This window comes from Ramlibacter sp., from assembly GCF_050250995.1.
Lineage (GTDB): Bacteria > Pseudomonadota > Gammaproteobacteria > Burkholderiales > Burkholderiaceae_C > Ramlibacter.
In genome coordinates this window covers 65,668-79,342 of the sequence record NZ_JBFWNP010000022.1, presented here as the reverse complement: position 1 = coordinate 79,342, position 13,675 = coordinate 65,668, and the positions used below count along the sequence as shown (strand labels likewise).

14 protein-coding genes are annotated in these 13,675 nt (G+C 68.6%); 12 read left to right on the top strand and 2 right to left on the bottom strand.

Annotation, left to right across the window (positions count from 1 at the left end; genetic code table 11):
• From AB7E83_RS15585 to AB7E83_RS15530, 12 genes are all read left to right on the top strand, one after another.
• The coding region (locus AB7E83_RS15585; RefSeq protein ID WP_428571006.1) for a ShlB/FhaC/HecB family hemolysin secretion/activation protein at positions 1–482 on the top strand (482 nt) is incomplete at its 5' end.
• Positions 483–495: 13 nt separating this feature from the next.
• Positions 496–3,234 (top strand): filamentous hemagglutinin N-terminal domain-containing protein, encoded by a 2,739-nt coding sequence (locus AB7E83_RS15580; protein WP_428571004.1) that lies wholly within the window; start codon positions 496–498, stop codon positions 3,232–3,234.
• A gap of 61 nt (positions 3,235–3,295) precedes the next feature.
• Positions 3,296–3,784, top strand: a complete 489-nt coding sequence (locus AB7E83_RS15575) for a hypothetical protein (protein WP_428571003.1) — start codon at positions 3,296–3,298, stop codon at positions 3,782–3,784.
• A 30-nt stretch (positions 3,785–3,814) separates the two neighbouring features.
• A complete protein-coding gene (locus AB7E83_RS15570) occupies positions 3,815–3,964 on the top strand; it encodes a lmo0937 family membrane protein (RefSeq protein ID WP_428571002.1) in 150 nt (49 codons plus the stop codon).
• A gap of 83 nt (positions 3,965–4,047) precedes the next feature.
• Complete coding sequence (locus tag AB7E83_RS15565; RefSeq protein WP_428571000.1) at positions 4,048–4,245, top strand: hypothetical protein; 198 nt, start codon at positions 4,048–4,050, stop codon at positions 4,243–4,245.
• A gap of 173 nt (positions 4,246–4,418) precedes the next feature.
• Entirely contained in the window at positions 4,419–6,071 is a 1,653-nt protein-coding gene (locus AB7E83_RS15560) for a SulP family inorganic anion transporter (RefSeq protein WP_428570998.1), read from the top strand.
• Positions 6,072–6,081: 10 nt separating this feature from the next.
• The gene (locus AB7E83_RS15555) at positions 6,082–6,315 is read left to right on the top strand and encodes a DUF3460 family protein (RefSeq protein ID WP_428570996.1); all 234 of its coding nucleotides are present in this window, start codon (positions 6,082–6,084) and stop codon (positions 6,313–6,315) included.
• Positions 6,312–7,166, top strand: a complete 855-nt coding sequence (locus AB7E83_RS15550) for a segregation and condensation protein A (protein WP_428570994.1) — start codon at positions 6,312–6,314, stop codon at positions 7,164–7,166. The genes AB7E83_RS15555 and AB7E83_RS15550 overlap by 4 nt, the downstream gene beginning before the upstream one ends.
• Before the next feature lies 1 nt (position 7,167).
• Positions 7,168–8,745 carry an L-aspartate oxidase gene (gene nadB, locus AB7E83_RS15545; protein WP_428570992.1) on the top strand — a complete coding sequence of 526 codons (1,578 nt, stop codon included), beginning with the start codon at positions 7,168–7,170 and terminating at the stop codon, positions 8,743–8,745.
• A gap of 93 nt (positions 8,746–8,838) precedes the next feature.
• Positions 8,839–9,432: a hypothetical protein gene (locus AB7E83_RS15540; RefSeq protein ID WP_428570990.1), complete on the top strand. Its 594-nt coding sequence runs from the start codon at positions 8,839–8,841 to the stop codon at positions 9,430–9,432.
• Positions 9,422–10,111 carry a hypothetical protein gene (locus AB7E83_RS15535; protein WP_428570988.1) on the top strand — a complete coding sequence of 230 codons (690 nt, stop codon included), beginning with the start codon at positions 9,422–9,424 and terminating at the stop codon, positions 10,109–10,111. The genes AB7E83_RS15540 and AB7E83_RS15535 overlap by 11 nt, the downstream gene beginning before the upstream one ends.
• A gap of 98 nt (positions 10,112–10,209) precedes the next feature.
• Positions 10,210–11,514 (top strand): Hsp70 family protein, encoded by a 1,305-nt coding sequence (locus AB7E83_RS15530; RefSeq protein ID WP_428570987.1) that lies wholly within the window; start codon positions 10,210–10,212, stop codon positions 11,512–11,514.
• A 148-nt stretch (positions 11,515–11,662) separates the two neighbouring features.
• On the opposite strand, the gene nadA is transcribed toward AB7E83_RS15530, so the two are convergent.
• Both nadA and nadC read right to left on the bottom strand, forming a co-directional pair.
• Positions 11,663–12,781, bottom strand: a complete 1,119-nt coding sequence (gene nadA, locus AB7E83_RS15525) for a quinolinate synthase NadA (RefSeq protein WP_428570985.1) — start codon at positions 12,779–12,781, stop codon at positions 11,663–11,665.
• A complete protein-coding gene (nadC, locus tag AB7E83_RS15520) occupies positions 12,781–13,644 on the bottom strand; it encodes a carboxylating nicotinate-nucleotide diphosphorylase (RefSeq protein WP_428570983.1) in 864 nt (287 codons plus the stop codon). The genes nadA and nadC overlap by 1 nt, the downstream gene beginning before the upstream one ends.
• Positions 13,645–13,675 lie beyond the last annotated feature (31 nt).

Here is a 13,675-nt window from a genome sequence, read left to right as displayed (position 1 = left end):
GCAATGGCGGCTTCGGCAAGGTCGCGTTCAGCCTGATGCGTCTGCAAAGCCTCGGCGGTCCGTTCTCCATCTACGGGTCGCTCAGCGGGCAGGCAGCGGGCAAGAACCTCGACCCCTCCGAGAAGATGGAACTGGGCGGCATGAACGCGGTCCGCGCCTACCCCGAAGGCGAAGCTTTTGCCGACCAGGGCTTGCTGGGAACGGTGGAGCTCCGGATGGACCTGCCGAAATTCGCGGCGGCGCCGGGCGTCGTGCAGCTTCTCGCATTCGTCGACGCGGGGACGGTCACCATCAATCGCGACCCCTGGGCCGCCGGCAGGAACCATCGCGACCTGGGCGGCGCCGGCATCGGCGCGAACTGGTCCGACCCCGGCAACTTCATGCTCCGCGCGTACTACGCCGTCAAGCTGGGCAACGAGCGCGCCATTTCGGCGCCAGACCGGTCGGGCCGGTTCTGGATCCAAGGCATCAAATTTTTCTGAACAGGAAGTCATCATGAATCCCAATCGGCGGACACCTCCGCATGAACAATGGCGCGGCAGGTTTGCATTGCAGTCCCTGGCCGTCGCGCTGGCCGCTGCGTTCGGGGGCGCAAGCCACGCCGCGCCCGCGGGTGGCGTCGTCGCGGCGGGGGCGGCCACGATTTCGAGCGCGGGCAGCACCACGACGATCACGCAAACTTCGGCGCGGACCGCGATCAACTGGCAAAGCTTCGGCATCGCGGCGGGCGAGGCGGTGCGGTTCGTTCAGCCGGGCGCGAGTTCGGTGGCCCTCAACCGCGTCGTCGGCGCCGATCCGTCCGCGATCTTCGGCACGCTGTCGTCGAACGGCAAGGTCTTCCTCATCAACCCGAACGGCATCCTGTTCGGCAGCGGCGCGTCGGTGAACGTCGGTTCGCTCGTCGCCTCGACACTCTCGCTCGGCGACGCGGCTTTCATGGCGGGGCGCCATTCCTTCTCGGGCGCGGGCGCCGGGTCCGTCGTCAACGAAGGCTCGATCAACGCGGCGGACGGCGGGCACGTCGTCCTGATGGGACGCGAAGTGAGCAACCGGGGAACGATCTCCGCGCGGCTCGGCATGGTGGCGCTCGCGGCGGGCAATGCGGTCACGCTCGACATCGCGGGCGACAGCCTCCTGAACGTGGTCGTGGACCAGGGCGCGATGAATGCCCTGGTGAACAACGGCGGCTTGATCCAGGCCGACGGCGGCCAGGTGCTGCTTGCCGCGCAATCGGCCGCAGGCCTGATGCCCAGCGCGGTGAACAACACCGGCGTGATCCAGGCGCGCACCCTGTCCACCCGCAACGGCGTGATCAGGCTGATGGGCGACATGCAGGCCGGGACCATGGACGTCGGCGGCACGCTCGACGCGAGCGCGCCGAGCGGGGGCGACGGCGGCTTCATCGAGACATCCGCCGCGCGGGTGACCGTGCAACCCACCGCGCACGTCACCACCGCATCGGCGTCCGGAACCACGGGCACGTGGCTGATCGACCCCGAGGACTTCCGCATCGGCAGCGCGCCCGGCGACAACATCAGCGGCGCGACCTTGTCGACACTGCTGGTGACCAGCAGCGTGACGATCTCCACCAACACCGGTACCGACGCCACCGTCGCGGGCACGCCGCCGGTACGCAGCCTGTTCACCGCGACGCCGGGCCCCGGAGACATCTTCGTGAACGATCCGGTGACCTGGACGGCGGCGCCGAACACGACCACCTTGACGCTCAATTCGGCGCGGGACGTGATCATCAACAGGCCCATCGTGGCAACCAACGGCAATCTTGTGATCTGCTGCGGGCGCGACATCACGACCGGCGCCGCCGCCGCGATCACGACCACGAACGGCAGCGTGCTGCTCAGCGCGGGCCGCACGCTCGCGATGTCGGCCGCGCTGACGACGACCGACGGCAACATCTCGATGTGCTCCGCCGGCGACATCAACATTTCCGGCGCGATCACGCTCACCCGGGCCGCGGCCGTGCCGTCGCAGACCCTCGGGCTGCCCTCGGGCCTGGTTCTGAGCGCGGGCACGGGCGGCACGGGCCCCGGCGCCGCGGCGGGGACGGTGACCTTCGCGCCCGCCGCGCCGCGGGCCGCCGTGACCGGGGCACCCGTCACGATCACCTACAACCCGACGTCGTATACGACGCCCACCGACTACTCCGCCAACTTCACGTTGACCGGCGGCGCGGCGCTCGCACAGCGAATGCTGGTGTTCCCGGTTGGCGACAAGGTCGCCGACGGCTCGACCGCGGTGACGCTCACGACATTGAAGGGCACACCGGCCGGCGTGACGCTGATTGCCGGACCGGGGAATACGGCGAACTTCCTGGACGCCACCGTCGGCGCCGACAAGCCATTCGTTTTCACCGGCTACACGCTGGGCGGCGTGAACGCCGCTGCCTTCGCGCTGCCGGTGACCTGCTGCGCACCGATCGTGTCGACCGCCCTCGGCACCATCGCCGCCGCGCCGGTCCCACCGGCACCGGCACCGGCACCGGCTCCCGCTCCCGCTCCGGCACCTGCACCTGCGCCTGCGCCTGCACCTGCACCTGCACCTGCGCCTGCACCTGCACCTGCACCTGCGCCTGCACCTGCGCCTGCTCCGGCTCCGGCTCCTGCGCCTGCGCCTGCTCCGGCTCCGGCTCCTGCGCCTGCACCGGCTCCTGCGCCTGCACCGGTTCCTGCTCCTGCACCTCCACCGATTGCGGTACCCGTGCCGATTCCCGTGGTCCTGCCCGTTCCGGTGCCGGTTCCGGTGCCGGTGCCCGTGGTCGTGCCGGTTCCGATCCCCGTGGTGCCGGTGCCGATCGTCATTGCGCCGCCGCCCGCACCGGTGCCCGAAGTGGCACTCCCTCCCGTCGCCGCGCCGGTGCCCGTGCCGGTCGTCGTGCCGGCGCCCGCACCTGCGCCTGTCGTCGTGGCCGCGCCAGCACCCGCGCCGGTGGTGGTGTCCGCGCCCGCGGTTGTCGCGCAGACGCCCGACGAATATGTGGTGCCCGCGTTCACCTCCATCGCGGTGGCGCCGATCCTGCTGCGCATCCCCACGCTCGTGACGGTCGTCACGGCGCCGGCGCCCATGCAGCTGGTGGCGCTCAAGCAGGAAGTGCCCGCACCGGCGCCCGCGATCGTGACCGCGCCAGAGGTCGCGCCCGTCCAGGCGCCCGTCCGGGCGCCGATCCCGGCGCCCGTCGTGGCGCCCATGTTGCAGCCCAAGCCTTTCCGCAACTAGGCGCAATGAAAAAAAACATCGCCTCGATGCGTCGCCGGTGCGGTAGCGCACGGACGCCGGCATGCCGTTCACCTACTCTCGGTGTCAAGGGGAAGTGCCCCGCGGCCAGTCGGTCGCCGGAGCTCTCTTCAACTTCATCGGAAAGAAAATCATGACCCACTTCGCAAGCGCTTCGGCCCCCATGGAATCGATCGGCCCGATCGCCTTCCTGCGGGCGCCCAGTCCCGAGGTCCTGTGGGGGGGAGCATTGTTCGCCGTCGCCATCTGCGCGATCGCGGTCCTGTCTTCGGCGGAGACACCGCCCATGGCGATCCGCGATTCGATGCCCCCGGCATTCGCCGCGGCGGCCGCGCCGAAGCAGGCTGTCATGACGGTCGCATCCGTGTACGCCATCCGCGAACTCGCGTCCGACGACGACACCGGCGCGCGCCAATTCGAATTGACGCTGCGGATGCGGGACGGCACGACGCGAGTCAGCCATGAGACGGGCACCGCCAGCTGGCGTCCGGGCGACGAAGTCCGGCTGATCGGCGGATCCGCCAGCCGCTGAAATCCATACGAAACCAACGAGGAAACTCCAATGCTCTATACCATCGCCATCGTCCTGCTCATCCTGTGGGCCCTGGGACTTGTCACCTCCGTCACCATGGGCGGCTTCGTCCATGTGCTTCTGGTGATCGCCGTCGTCGTCGTGCTGCTGCGCGTGATCAGCGGACGAAGAGTGCTCTGATTCGCCATTGCCGCGGCGGCCGGCCAGGCTTTACCTGGCCGACATCGTGCCCGGATGAGCTCGATGCCTAGAATGGACGGGCCATGAAAGCCGCACTCCCCGCCCTCGCCGCCCTCGCCGCCTCGTTTCTTCTCTCGGGCTGCATGACCCTCGTGGTGGGCGCTGCCGTGACGGCGGCCGACATCGCCGTGGGCACCGCCGTCGGCGCGGTCAAGCTCACGGGCAAGGTCGTGGGCGCCGCCGTCGACGTGGTGACGCCCGATTCCGACGACAAGAAATAGTCCGCCAGCAGGTCCGCCGGCCGCAGGCGTACACTGAAGCGATGGCTTCAATGCCGCATCTGCCGATCCTGCCGCTCTCCCTGCGCCGCCTGTTCATCACGCGGCTGCATCACTGTGGACCCCCGGGAATGAACTGAACCTCGCCGTTCGGTTTCATTTTCTCCGGAGGTTACTTGCGAACCCTTTTCCCTTTTCGTCCGCGCCTGCTCGACGACCTGGCAGGCTACGACCGTACGCGCTTCGCCCGTGACGCCGGTGCCGGCATGACCGTCGGCATCGTTGCGCTTCCGCTGGCCATGGCATTCGCCATCGCGAGCGGCCTGTCGCCGCAGGCCGGCCTGTGGACGGCGATCATCGCCGGCTTCCTGATCGCCGCGCTCGGGGGCTCGAGCGTCCAGATCGGCGGGCCGGCCGGCGCATTCATCGTCATCGTCTACGGCATCGTCGAGCGCCACGGCGTGGCCAACCTGCTGGTTGCCACGGCCGGCGCGGGCGTGCTGCTCTTCGTGCTCGGGCTGCTGCGGCTCGGCCGCCTGGTGCGCTACGTGCCGCTGTCCATCGTCGTGGGATTCACGAACGGCATTGCCGTGGTCATCGCCGCCTCGCAGCTGAAGGACGCGCTCGGCCTGCCCATCGCACGAATGCCGGCCGATTTCCTCACACAGCTGAAAGTCATCGGGCAGCACGTCGGGGATATCAATCCATTCGCCTTCGCGCTCGCGTTCGCCTGCGTCGCCGGTCTGTTCGCGTGGCCCCGCCTGTGGACCCCGAAGCCGGCCGGGCCGGACACGGCCGCCATTCCGGGCCTGAAACACGCCTTGCGGATCGGTGCGCACCTGCCCGGCCCCGTCGTCGCGCTCGCGACGCTCACGTTCGGGTCGTGGTATTTCGGCCTGCCGGTGGAAACCCTGGGCCAGCGCTACGGCGGCATTCCGCAGAGCCTGCCCGCATTCGCGCTGCCCGATGCCTCGTGGGAAACCGTCAAGCAGCTCGCGACGCCCACGCTCACCATCGCGCTGCTGGGCGCGATCGAGTCGCTGCTCTGCGCGCGGGTGGCCGACCAGGTCTCGTCGTTGCCCCGGCACGATCCCAATCAGGAGCTCATGGCGCAGGGCATCGCGAATTTCGTCGTCCCGTTCTTCGGGGGCATGCCGGCGACGGGCACCATCGCGCGGACGGTGACGAACATCCGCGTCGGCGCGACCTCGCCGGTGGCGGGCATCGTGCACGCCATCACCCTCGCGGCCGTGGTGCTGCTGGCCGCCCCCCTCGCGCTGCACGTGCCGCTGGCGGTGCTGGCCGGCATCCTGCTCTTCGTCGCCTGGAACATGGGGGAATGGCGCGAGTTCGCGCACCTTCGGCGCTACAGCGCGCAGTACCGCACGCTCATGCTGGGCACCTTCTTCCTCACCGTGGTGTTCGATTTGACCGTGGCGGTGCAGGTGGGGCTGGTGCTCGCGTGCGTGCTGTTCATCCAGAAGACAAGCGCGCTCTTCACCGTCGAGAGGGTGCAGGCCAAGGGCGCGCTGATCCACTACCGCGTCCGGGGCTCGCTCTTCTTCGGCGCGGTGGCCAAGATCGACGAAGTGGTCCAGTCGGTCGAAACCGGCCCGAACGAGCCGGTGGTCGTGCTCGACGCGCTGCAGCTCGCTTACCTCGACACTTCCGGTCTCGACGCCCTGCGCCAGCTCCACAAGTCGGTGCTCCAGCGCGGCGGCACGCTGCACCTCGAGAACCTGCAGCAGCAACCCCGCGAAGTGATTGCGCGCGCCGGCTTCGCGGCCGAGCTGGCGGCCAACCGCCCATCCCCCGAGGCCACCGTCTAAAATCGACGCCATGTCCCTCCGGTCCCTCCTCGTCCGCATCTTCCGCCGTCCGGATTACCAGTCCGACGTCACGAACTTCATCGAAGGCCTGAAGCGCGAGAAGCCCGACCTCGAGTCCCAGCAGCGCGCCGGCCGCGCCCTGCTCTGGGACAGGAACATCGACCGCGATTCGCAGCGCGAATGGAGCGCGGCGCGGGTGGCGCAAAAGCCGTACGTGTACGGCAACGAACCCTCGGCTTCGTGAGCGACACCGGGACCACCGCGCTGCCGGAGCCGCTGTCGCCGGAGATTCCCGGCATTCCCGAAGTCGTCGACCAGGTGGCGCTCGCGCGCCTCTATGGCGAGCCGCTGTTCGCCATGCCGCAGGACCTGTACATCCCGCCCGATGCGCTGGAGGTCTTCCTCGAAGCCTTCGAGGGGCCGCTCGACCTGCTGCTCTACCTGATCCGCAAGCAGAACTTCAACATCCTCGACATCCCGATGGCGGGCGTCACGCGGCAGTACCTCGTGTACGTCGAGGAGATCCGCAGCCGCAACCTCGAGCTCGCGGCCGAGTACCTGCTCATGGCGGCGATGCTGATCGAGATCAAGTCGCGCATGCTGCTGCCGCCGAAGAAGGCGGCGGCGGGCGAGGAGGTGGAGGATCCGCGGGCCGAGCTCGTGCGGCGCCTGCTCGAGTACGAGCAGATGAAGCTCGCCGCCGCGCGGCTGAACAACGTGCCGCAGCTCGGCCGCGACGTGCTGCGCGCGCAGGTGTTCATCGAGCAGTCGCTGCAGCCGCGCTTTCCCGATGTCCACGTGGTCGACCTGCAGGAGGCATGGCGCGACATCGTGCGCCGCGCGAAGCTCGTGCAGCACCACAAGATCACGCGCGAGGAACTCTCGGTGCGCGAGCACATGAGCATGGTGCTGCGAAAGCTGCAGGGGCGCCGCTTCATCGAGTTCGAACATCTCTTTCCGACCGACAAGGGCGTGCAGGTGCTCATCGTCACCTTCATCGCGCTGCTCGAGCTCGCCAAGGAAACGCTGATCGAGGTGACACAGGCCGAAGCCTATGCCCCCATCTATGTGCGCCTCGCCTACCAACCCGCATGACATGAGCCCACCCTCCCGCGACTTCGACGTCCTCATCGTGGGCAGCGGCCTCGCCGGCCTCTCCGCCGCGCTGCACCTCGCGCCCACGCACCGCGTGGCCGTGCTCACCAAGCGCGCGATGAGCGACGGCTCCAGCGGCTGGGCGCAAGGCGGCATCGCGGCCGTGATGGCCGAGGGCGACAGCTTCGACCAGCACGTCGACGACACGCTCGTCGCAGGCGCGGGCCTGAGCGACCCGACCGCGACGCGCTTCGTGGTGGAGAACGCGCCGGCCAGCATCGACTGGCTGCGCACGCTCGGCGTCCCCTTCTCGCAGGAAGACGGCCGCCTGCATCTCACGCGCGAAGGCGGCCACAGCGCGCGGCGCATCGTGCATGTGACCGACGCCACCGGCGCGGCCGTGCAGCAGACGCTGATCGAGCACGTGAAGCGCACGCCCAACATCGCGCTGTTCGAGCACCACATGCTGGTGGACCTGATCCGCGCCTCGAAGATCGGCCAGGACCCCGAGCGCTGCCTCGGCCTCTATGCGCTCGACGAAGTGAACGACGAGGTCGTGACCTTCCGCGCGCCGCATACGATCCTGGCAACCGGCGGCGCGGGAAAGGTGTATCTGTACACGACGAACCCCGACACCGCGACCGGCGACGGCATCGCGGCCGCGTGGCGCGCGGGCTGCCGCGCGACGAACATGGAATTCATCCAGTTCCACCCGACCTGCCTGTATCACCCGCACGTGAAGAACTTCCTGATCAGCGAAGCCGTGCGCGGGGAAGGCGGGCGGCTGCTGCTGCCCGACGGCACGCGCTTCATGCCGAACCACGATGCGCGGGCCGAGCTCGCGCCGCGGGACGTGGTGGCGCGCGCGATCGACTTCGAGATGAAGAAGCACGGCCTCGACTGCGTGCATCTCGACATCTCGCACCAGCCGCCGGAGTTCGTGCGCGAGCACTTCCCGAACATCTACGCGCGCTGCCTCTCGCTGGGCATCGACATCACGAAGCAGCCGATTCCCGTGGTGCCGGCCGCGCACTACACCTGCGGCGGCGTCCACACCGACCTGAACGGCGCGACCGACCTCGCCGGTCTGCACGCCATCGGCGAGACGGCGTACACGGGCCTGCACGGCGCGAACCGGCTCGCGAGCAACTCGCTGGTCGAGTGCATGGTGTTCGCGCGCTCGGCATCGCAGCACATCCTGTCGCAGCCGCTGCCGCCGCCGCCGGATGTGCCCGTGTGGGACGCGAGCCGCGTGACCGATGCCGACGAAGCCGTCGTCATTTCGCACAACTGGGACGAACTGCGCCGCTTCATGTGGGACTACGTGGGCATCGTCCGCACCAACAAGCGGCTGGAGCGCGCCGCGCACCGTATCGCGCTGCTGGAAGGCGAGATTCAGGAGTTCTACAGCACCTTCCACGTCACGCGCGACCTGCTGGAGTTGCGCAATCTCGTGACCGTGGCGCACCTCATCGTGGCGTCCGCGCAGTCGCGGCACGAAAGCCGCGGGCTGCATTTCAGCCGGGACTATCCGCAGATGCTGCCCGACTCGCGGCCGACGACGCTCGTGCCGGCCTGAGCGCGCGCCGCGGTCGAAGTTCGCGCGGGGACCGCACGCGCTGCAGTGGGTGCGCGGGTCGATCAATCGCGGAAGGTGGAGAGGCCACTTGCCATGGTGGGGAAAACCAGCGATATTCGCAATTCGCGAATTGCGAATATCATGGAACTCAAGCCCCAGGATCTGCTCGTGCTGCTCAAGGCCGCCGCTCATCCCGAGCAGCGGTGGACTTACGCCGCACTGGGCATCGAACTCGGAATGAGCGCATCCGAAGTCCATGCGAGCGTGAAGCGCGCGGTGGCAGCGGGCCTCGCAGTCATGCCGGGACGCGGCGACTGGTCACCCGTGCGGCCCGCACTTATCGAGTTCGTGGTCCACGGCGCGCGGTACGCGTTCCCGGCCGTCCTGGGACCCGTGAAGCGCGGCGTACCAACCTCCATCGGCGCACCGCCGCTCGACACCCTGATCAACAGCGCAGTCGGCGACGCGCCGGTTTGGCCTCATCCGCAAGGGTCCGTTCGCGGGCCGACCGTGTCGCCGCTCTATCGCAGCGCGCCCGACGCGGCATTGCTCGACCCCGGACTGCACAGTGTCCTGGCACTCCTGGACGCCATTCGCGCCGGCCGCGCCCGCGAGCGAGCGCTTGCAACAGAACTGCTGACTCGAAAGCTCGAAAAGGCAAGCGGTGAGACGGGCGATGCGGGCTGACGATCCAAATCTCCCGCAACTGCGCACGGTAGCGGAGGCGCTTGGCGAACTCCGCGAGCAAATCGTCTTCGTAGGAGGCGCCATCGCCGGCCTGCTTGTCTCCGACCCGGCAGCGGACACGGTGAGAGCGACGATGGATGTCGACGCCGTCGTCGCAGCAGACCGCGCCCGCTTCCAGAAGATCGAACGACAGGTAGCAGCGAAGGGCTTCGTTCGCGACGTCGAAAGCGGGATCATCTGCCGCTGGCGCCACGCCCGCAGCAACGTGCCGTTCGACCTGATGCCGGCCATGGACGATGTGCTTGGCTTCACCAATCGCTGGTATTCGCTCGCGATAGACACGGCGCAGCGTGTCGATCTCGGCAATGGCCTCGAAATTCACATGTTGACCGCCAGCGCCTTCGTCGCGACGAAACTCGAAGCCTTCGCGGGCCGCGGACGCGGCGACATTCTCGGCAGCCATGACGTCGAAGACATCCTGAACGTCGTGGACGGACGACCCGAATTTGCGCAGGAATTGGCCAAGGCGCCGGGCGAAATGCGCCTCGCCATCAAGGCGGGACTCGCCCATCTGCTGCAACGACCGGTGTTTCGCAACGTCCCGCCAGGCATGCTTGCGGACGCCGACCGGACCGAGGTGGTGCTCACGCGCCTGCAGGACCTCTCCCGCGCCGAATGAGCCCCAACATCCACGCGCGCTGCCTGAGGCAAGGAAGAAGACAAGTGACCATGCCGGCCTGACGGCCGCGAGCGTGCGCCGATACAATCGGCGCCCCCATGAACTATTGCGCCATCGATTTCGGGACCTCCAACTCCGCCATTGCCGTGGCGGGCGAAGACGGCCGCATGGCGCTCGTGGACGTCGAGGCCGGCCAGCGCACCATGCCGACCGCGGTGTTCTACCTCGTGGAAGACCGCGCGGCGCATCAGGACCCGCTTCGCCTGTACGGCCGCGAGGCGCTGGCCACGTACATCGAGGGCCACGAGGGCCGGCTGATGCGCTCGATGAAGAGCATCCTGGGCTCGAGCCTCGCGGGCCAGCGCACGGACGTGGGCAGCGGCCACACGGTGCGCTACCTCGACGTGGTCGGCGATTACCTGCGGCACCTGAAGACGCTGGCCGAGCGTGCCGCCGCCCGGCCTCTCGAGCATGCCGTGCTGGGCCGCCCCGTCTTCTTCGTCGACGATGACCCAGTGCGCGACGCGCAGGCGCAGGCCGCGCTGGAAGCGGCAGCCCGCGAAACAGGCTTTGCGGAGGTGAGCTTCCAGTACGAACCCATCGCCGCGGCACTCGACTACGAACTGTCCGCCACGCGCGAGGAACTCGTGCTGGTCGCCGACATCGGTGGCGGCACGTCGGACTTCTCGGTGGTGCGCGTGGGTCCCGAACGGCGGCAGCGACTCGATCGCAAGCACGACATCCTGGCGAATCACGGCGTCCACATCGCGGGAACCGACTTCGACCGGCAGGTGGAACTGACGGCCATCCTGCCCTCCTGCGGCTTTCGCGGTCCGGGCCCGCAGCGGCCCGGGCTTCCGGCACGCGAGGTGCCGAGCAAGGTGTATTTCGACCTCGCCACGTGGCATCTGATCAACACGGTGTACACCGCGCCACGCATGCATGAGCTGCGCGCCATGAAGTCGTTCTTCGGCGACGCGCGGCAACACGTGCGTCTGATGAAGGTGGTGGAAGAGCACCTGGGCCACGCGTTGCTGGCGCAGGCGGAGGCCGCCAAGATCGCGGTGGCCGAGGGCGGCACAACGGCGATAGACCTCGGCCGCATCGAATCCGGCTTGCGCTCGCAGCTGGACGAGCCCCAGGCCGTGGACGCGCTGGAGGCCGACCTCGAGCGCATCGTCCGCGCCGCGCAGGACACCTTGCGCGCTGCGGGCGTGAAGCCAGGCGACGTGGACGTCCTCTACTTCACCGGCGGCTCGACGGGCTTCTTGCCGCTGGTGCGGCGCATCTCGGCGGCCCTGCCCGCAGCGCGCGCGATCCACGGCGACCGCCACGCCAGCGTCGCGCGGGGCCTCGGGTTGCATGCCCAGCGGCTCTTCGACGACCTCCGGCTCCCGACCTGAACGTCGAGGGATCAATCCTGCAGCGACACGCGCCTGCGCTGCAGGAACTCACGAACAGGAAGGCGACGAGCTTGCCGCAGCTGCGGCGTGCAACCTGCTCCGCGACGCGCTGCGCGTCGATCACATCGCCCAGACTTCGTGTGCAGCCTCAGGCCGCGCCGATGTTCGGCACCAGCGAGCCCGGGGCCTGCCCGTTGCGCAGCGCCGCGGTGAAGGCCAGCATGCGGTCGATCGGCACGCGCGCGCGCACGCCGAGGGCCGGGTCGATGAAGACTTCGTTCGCACCCGTCTCCAGCACGTGCGCGAGACCGGCGAGCCCGTTCATCGCCATCCACGGGCAGTGCGCGCAGCTCTTGCACGTGGCGCTGTTGCCGGCCGTGGGCGCCTCGATGAACACCTTGTCCGGGTTCAGCGTGCGCAGCTTGTGCATCATCCCGTTGTCGGTGGCGACGATGAACTCGCGCGCGTTCATCGACTTCGCGGCGTTCAGGATGGCGGAGGTCGAGCCCACGGCGTCCGCGAGCGCCACCACGTCGGCCGGGGACTCCGGATGCACCAGCACCTTGGCATTCGGATACTGCTTCTTCAGATCGACGAGCTCGAAGGCCTTGAACTCGTCGTGCACGATGCATGCGCCGTTCCAGAACACCATGTCGGCGCCGGTCTGGCGCTGGATGTAGCCACCGAGGTGCTTGTCGGGCGCCCAGAGGATCTTGTGGCCGTTGGCCTTGAGCGCGCCCACGATGTCGAGCGCGCAGCTCGAGGTGACGAGCCAGTCGCTGCGCGCCTTCACAGCCGCGCTCGTGTTGGCGTAGACGACGACGGTGCGGTCGGGATGCTGGTCGCAGAAGGCGCTGAAGTCGTCGATGGGGCATCCGAGGTCGAGCGAACAGGTCGCGTCGAGGTCGGGCATGAGGATGCGCTTTTCCGGCGAGAGGATCTTGGCCGTCTCGCCCATGAAGCGAACGCCGGAGACGACGAGGGTCTGCGCCGCGTGGTCGCGCCCGAAGCGCGCCATCTCCAGCGAGTCGCTCACGATGCCGCCGGTTTCCTCGGCCAGGTCCTGCAGGTCGGGATGCACGTAGTAGTGCGAGACCATCACCGCGTTCTGCTCCTTCAGCAGGCGACGGATGCGGTCCTTGAGCTCGGCGCGCTCGTGGGGCAGCGGCTCCACCGGCACGCGCGCCCAGGCGAACTTGGTGTCGCAGGCGTTGCCGGCGAGCGGCTGTTCGTATTCGACGTTGATGATGGGGATGACGGCGGACATCAGATTTCTTTCAATCGCATCGAGAAGTCGATGGCCTTCACGTCTTTCGTCAAGGTTCCGATGGAGATGCGGTCGACGCCGGTTTCCGCCAGCGTGCGCAGCGTGTCCATCGTCACGCCACCGGAGATCTCGAGGATGGCGCGGCCGGCGTTGATCCGAACCGCTTCGCGCAGCGACGGAAGATCCATGTTGTCGAGCAGGACCATCTTCGCGCCGGCGTCGAGCCCCTCGCGCAACTGCGCCAGCGTCTCGACCTCCAGCTCGACGAACTCCGCATCGGGCGCCGCCTGCTGCACCGCCTTCATCACCGCGGCGATGCCGCCGGCCGAAGCGATGTGGTTCTCCTTGATCAGCACCGCGTCGTACAGGCCGATGCGGTGATTCACGCCGCCGCCGATGCGCACGGCGTACTTCTGCGCGAGGCGCAGGCCGGGCAGGGTCTTGCGGGTGTCGACGATCTTCGCGCGCGTGCCTTCGACGACCTGCGCATAGGTCGCGGTCTTGGTCGCGACCCCGCTCAGCAACTGCAGGAAGTTGAGCACCGTGCGCTCGGCCGTGAGCAGGCTGCGCGCCGGGCCTTCGGCCTCCAGCACGATTTCGTCTTTCTCGCAGCGCGCGCCCTCGGCGACTTTCCATTCGACGGCGATGGAGGCATCGACTTGCCGGAAGACTTCCTCGACCCAGGGCTGGCCGCAGATCACCGCGCTCTCGCGCGCGAGGATGCGGGCCCGCATGCGGCTCGCCTCGGCAACGAGCGCGGCGGTGAGGTCGCCCTCGCCCACGTCCTCCGCGAGTGCGCGCGCGACGTCGCGCGACGCGAGTTCGGCCACCGCCCCCGGCGAGAAAACGAATCGTCTGGTCATCTGCGGAGCATAGCGGCTCGGGGCCGCGACG

Coding starts and splice junctions, on each gene's coding strand:
- AB7E83_RS15575 (WP_428571003.1), top strand. CDS start 3,296: ATGCCGTTCACCTACTCTCGGTGTCAAGGGGAAGTGCCCCGCGGCCAG.
- AB7E83_RS15580 (WP_428571004.1), top strand. CDS start 496: ATGAATCCCAATCGGCGGACACCTCCGCATGAACAATGGCGCGGCAGG.
- nadA (WP_428570985.1), bottom strand. CDS start 12,781: ATGTCCGCCGTCATCCCCATCATCAACGTCGAATACGAACAGCCGCTC.
- AB7E83_RS15565 (WP_428571000.1), top strand. CDS start 4,048: ATGAAAGCCGCACTCCCCGCCCTCGCCGCCCTCGCCGCCTCGTTTCTT.
- AB7E83_RS15570 (WP_428571002.1), top strand. CDS start 3,815: ATGCTCTATACCATCGCCATCGTCCTGCTCATCCTGTGGGCCCTGGGA.
- AB7E83_RS15530 (WP_428570987.1), top strand. CDS start 10,210: ATGAACTATTGCGCCATCGATTTCGGGACCTCCAACTCCGCCATTGCC.
- AB7E83_RS15555 (WP_428570996.1), top strand. CDS start 6,082: ATGTCCCTCCGGTCCCTCCTCGTCCGCATCTTCCGCCGTCCGGATTAC.
- AB7E83_RS15540 (WP_428570990.1), top strand. CDS start 8,839: ATGGTGGGGAAAACCAGCGATATTCGCAATTCGCGAATTGCGAATATC.
- nadC (WP_428570983.1), bottom strand. CDS start 13,644: ATGACCAGACGATTCGTTTTCTCGCCGGGGGCGGTGGCCGAACTCGCG.
- AB7E83_RS15535 (WP_428570988.1), top strand. CDS start 9,422: ATGCGGGCTGACGATCCAAATCTCCCGCAACTGCGCACGGTAGCGGAG.
- nadB (WP_428570992.1), top strand. CDS start 7,168: ATGAGCCCACCCTCCCGCGACTTCGACGTCCTCATCGTGGGCAGCGGC.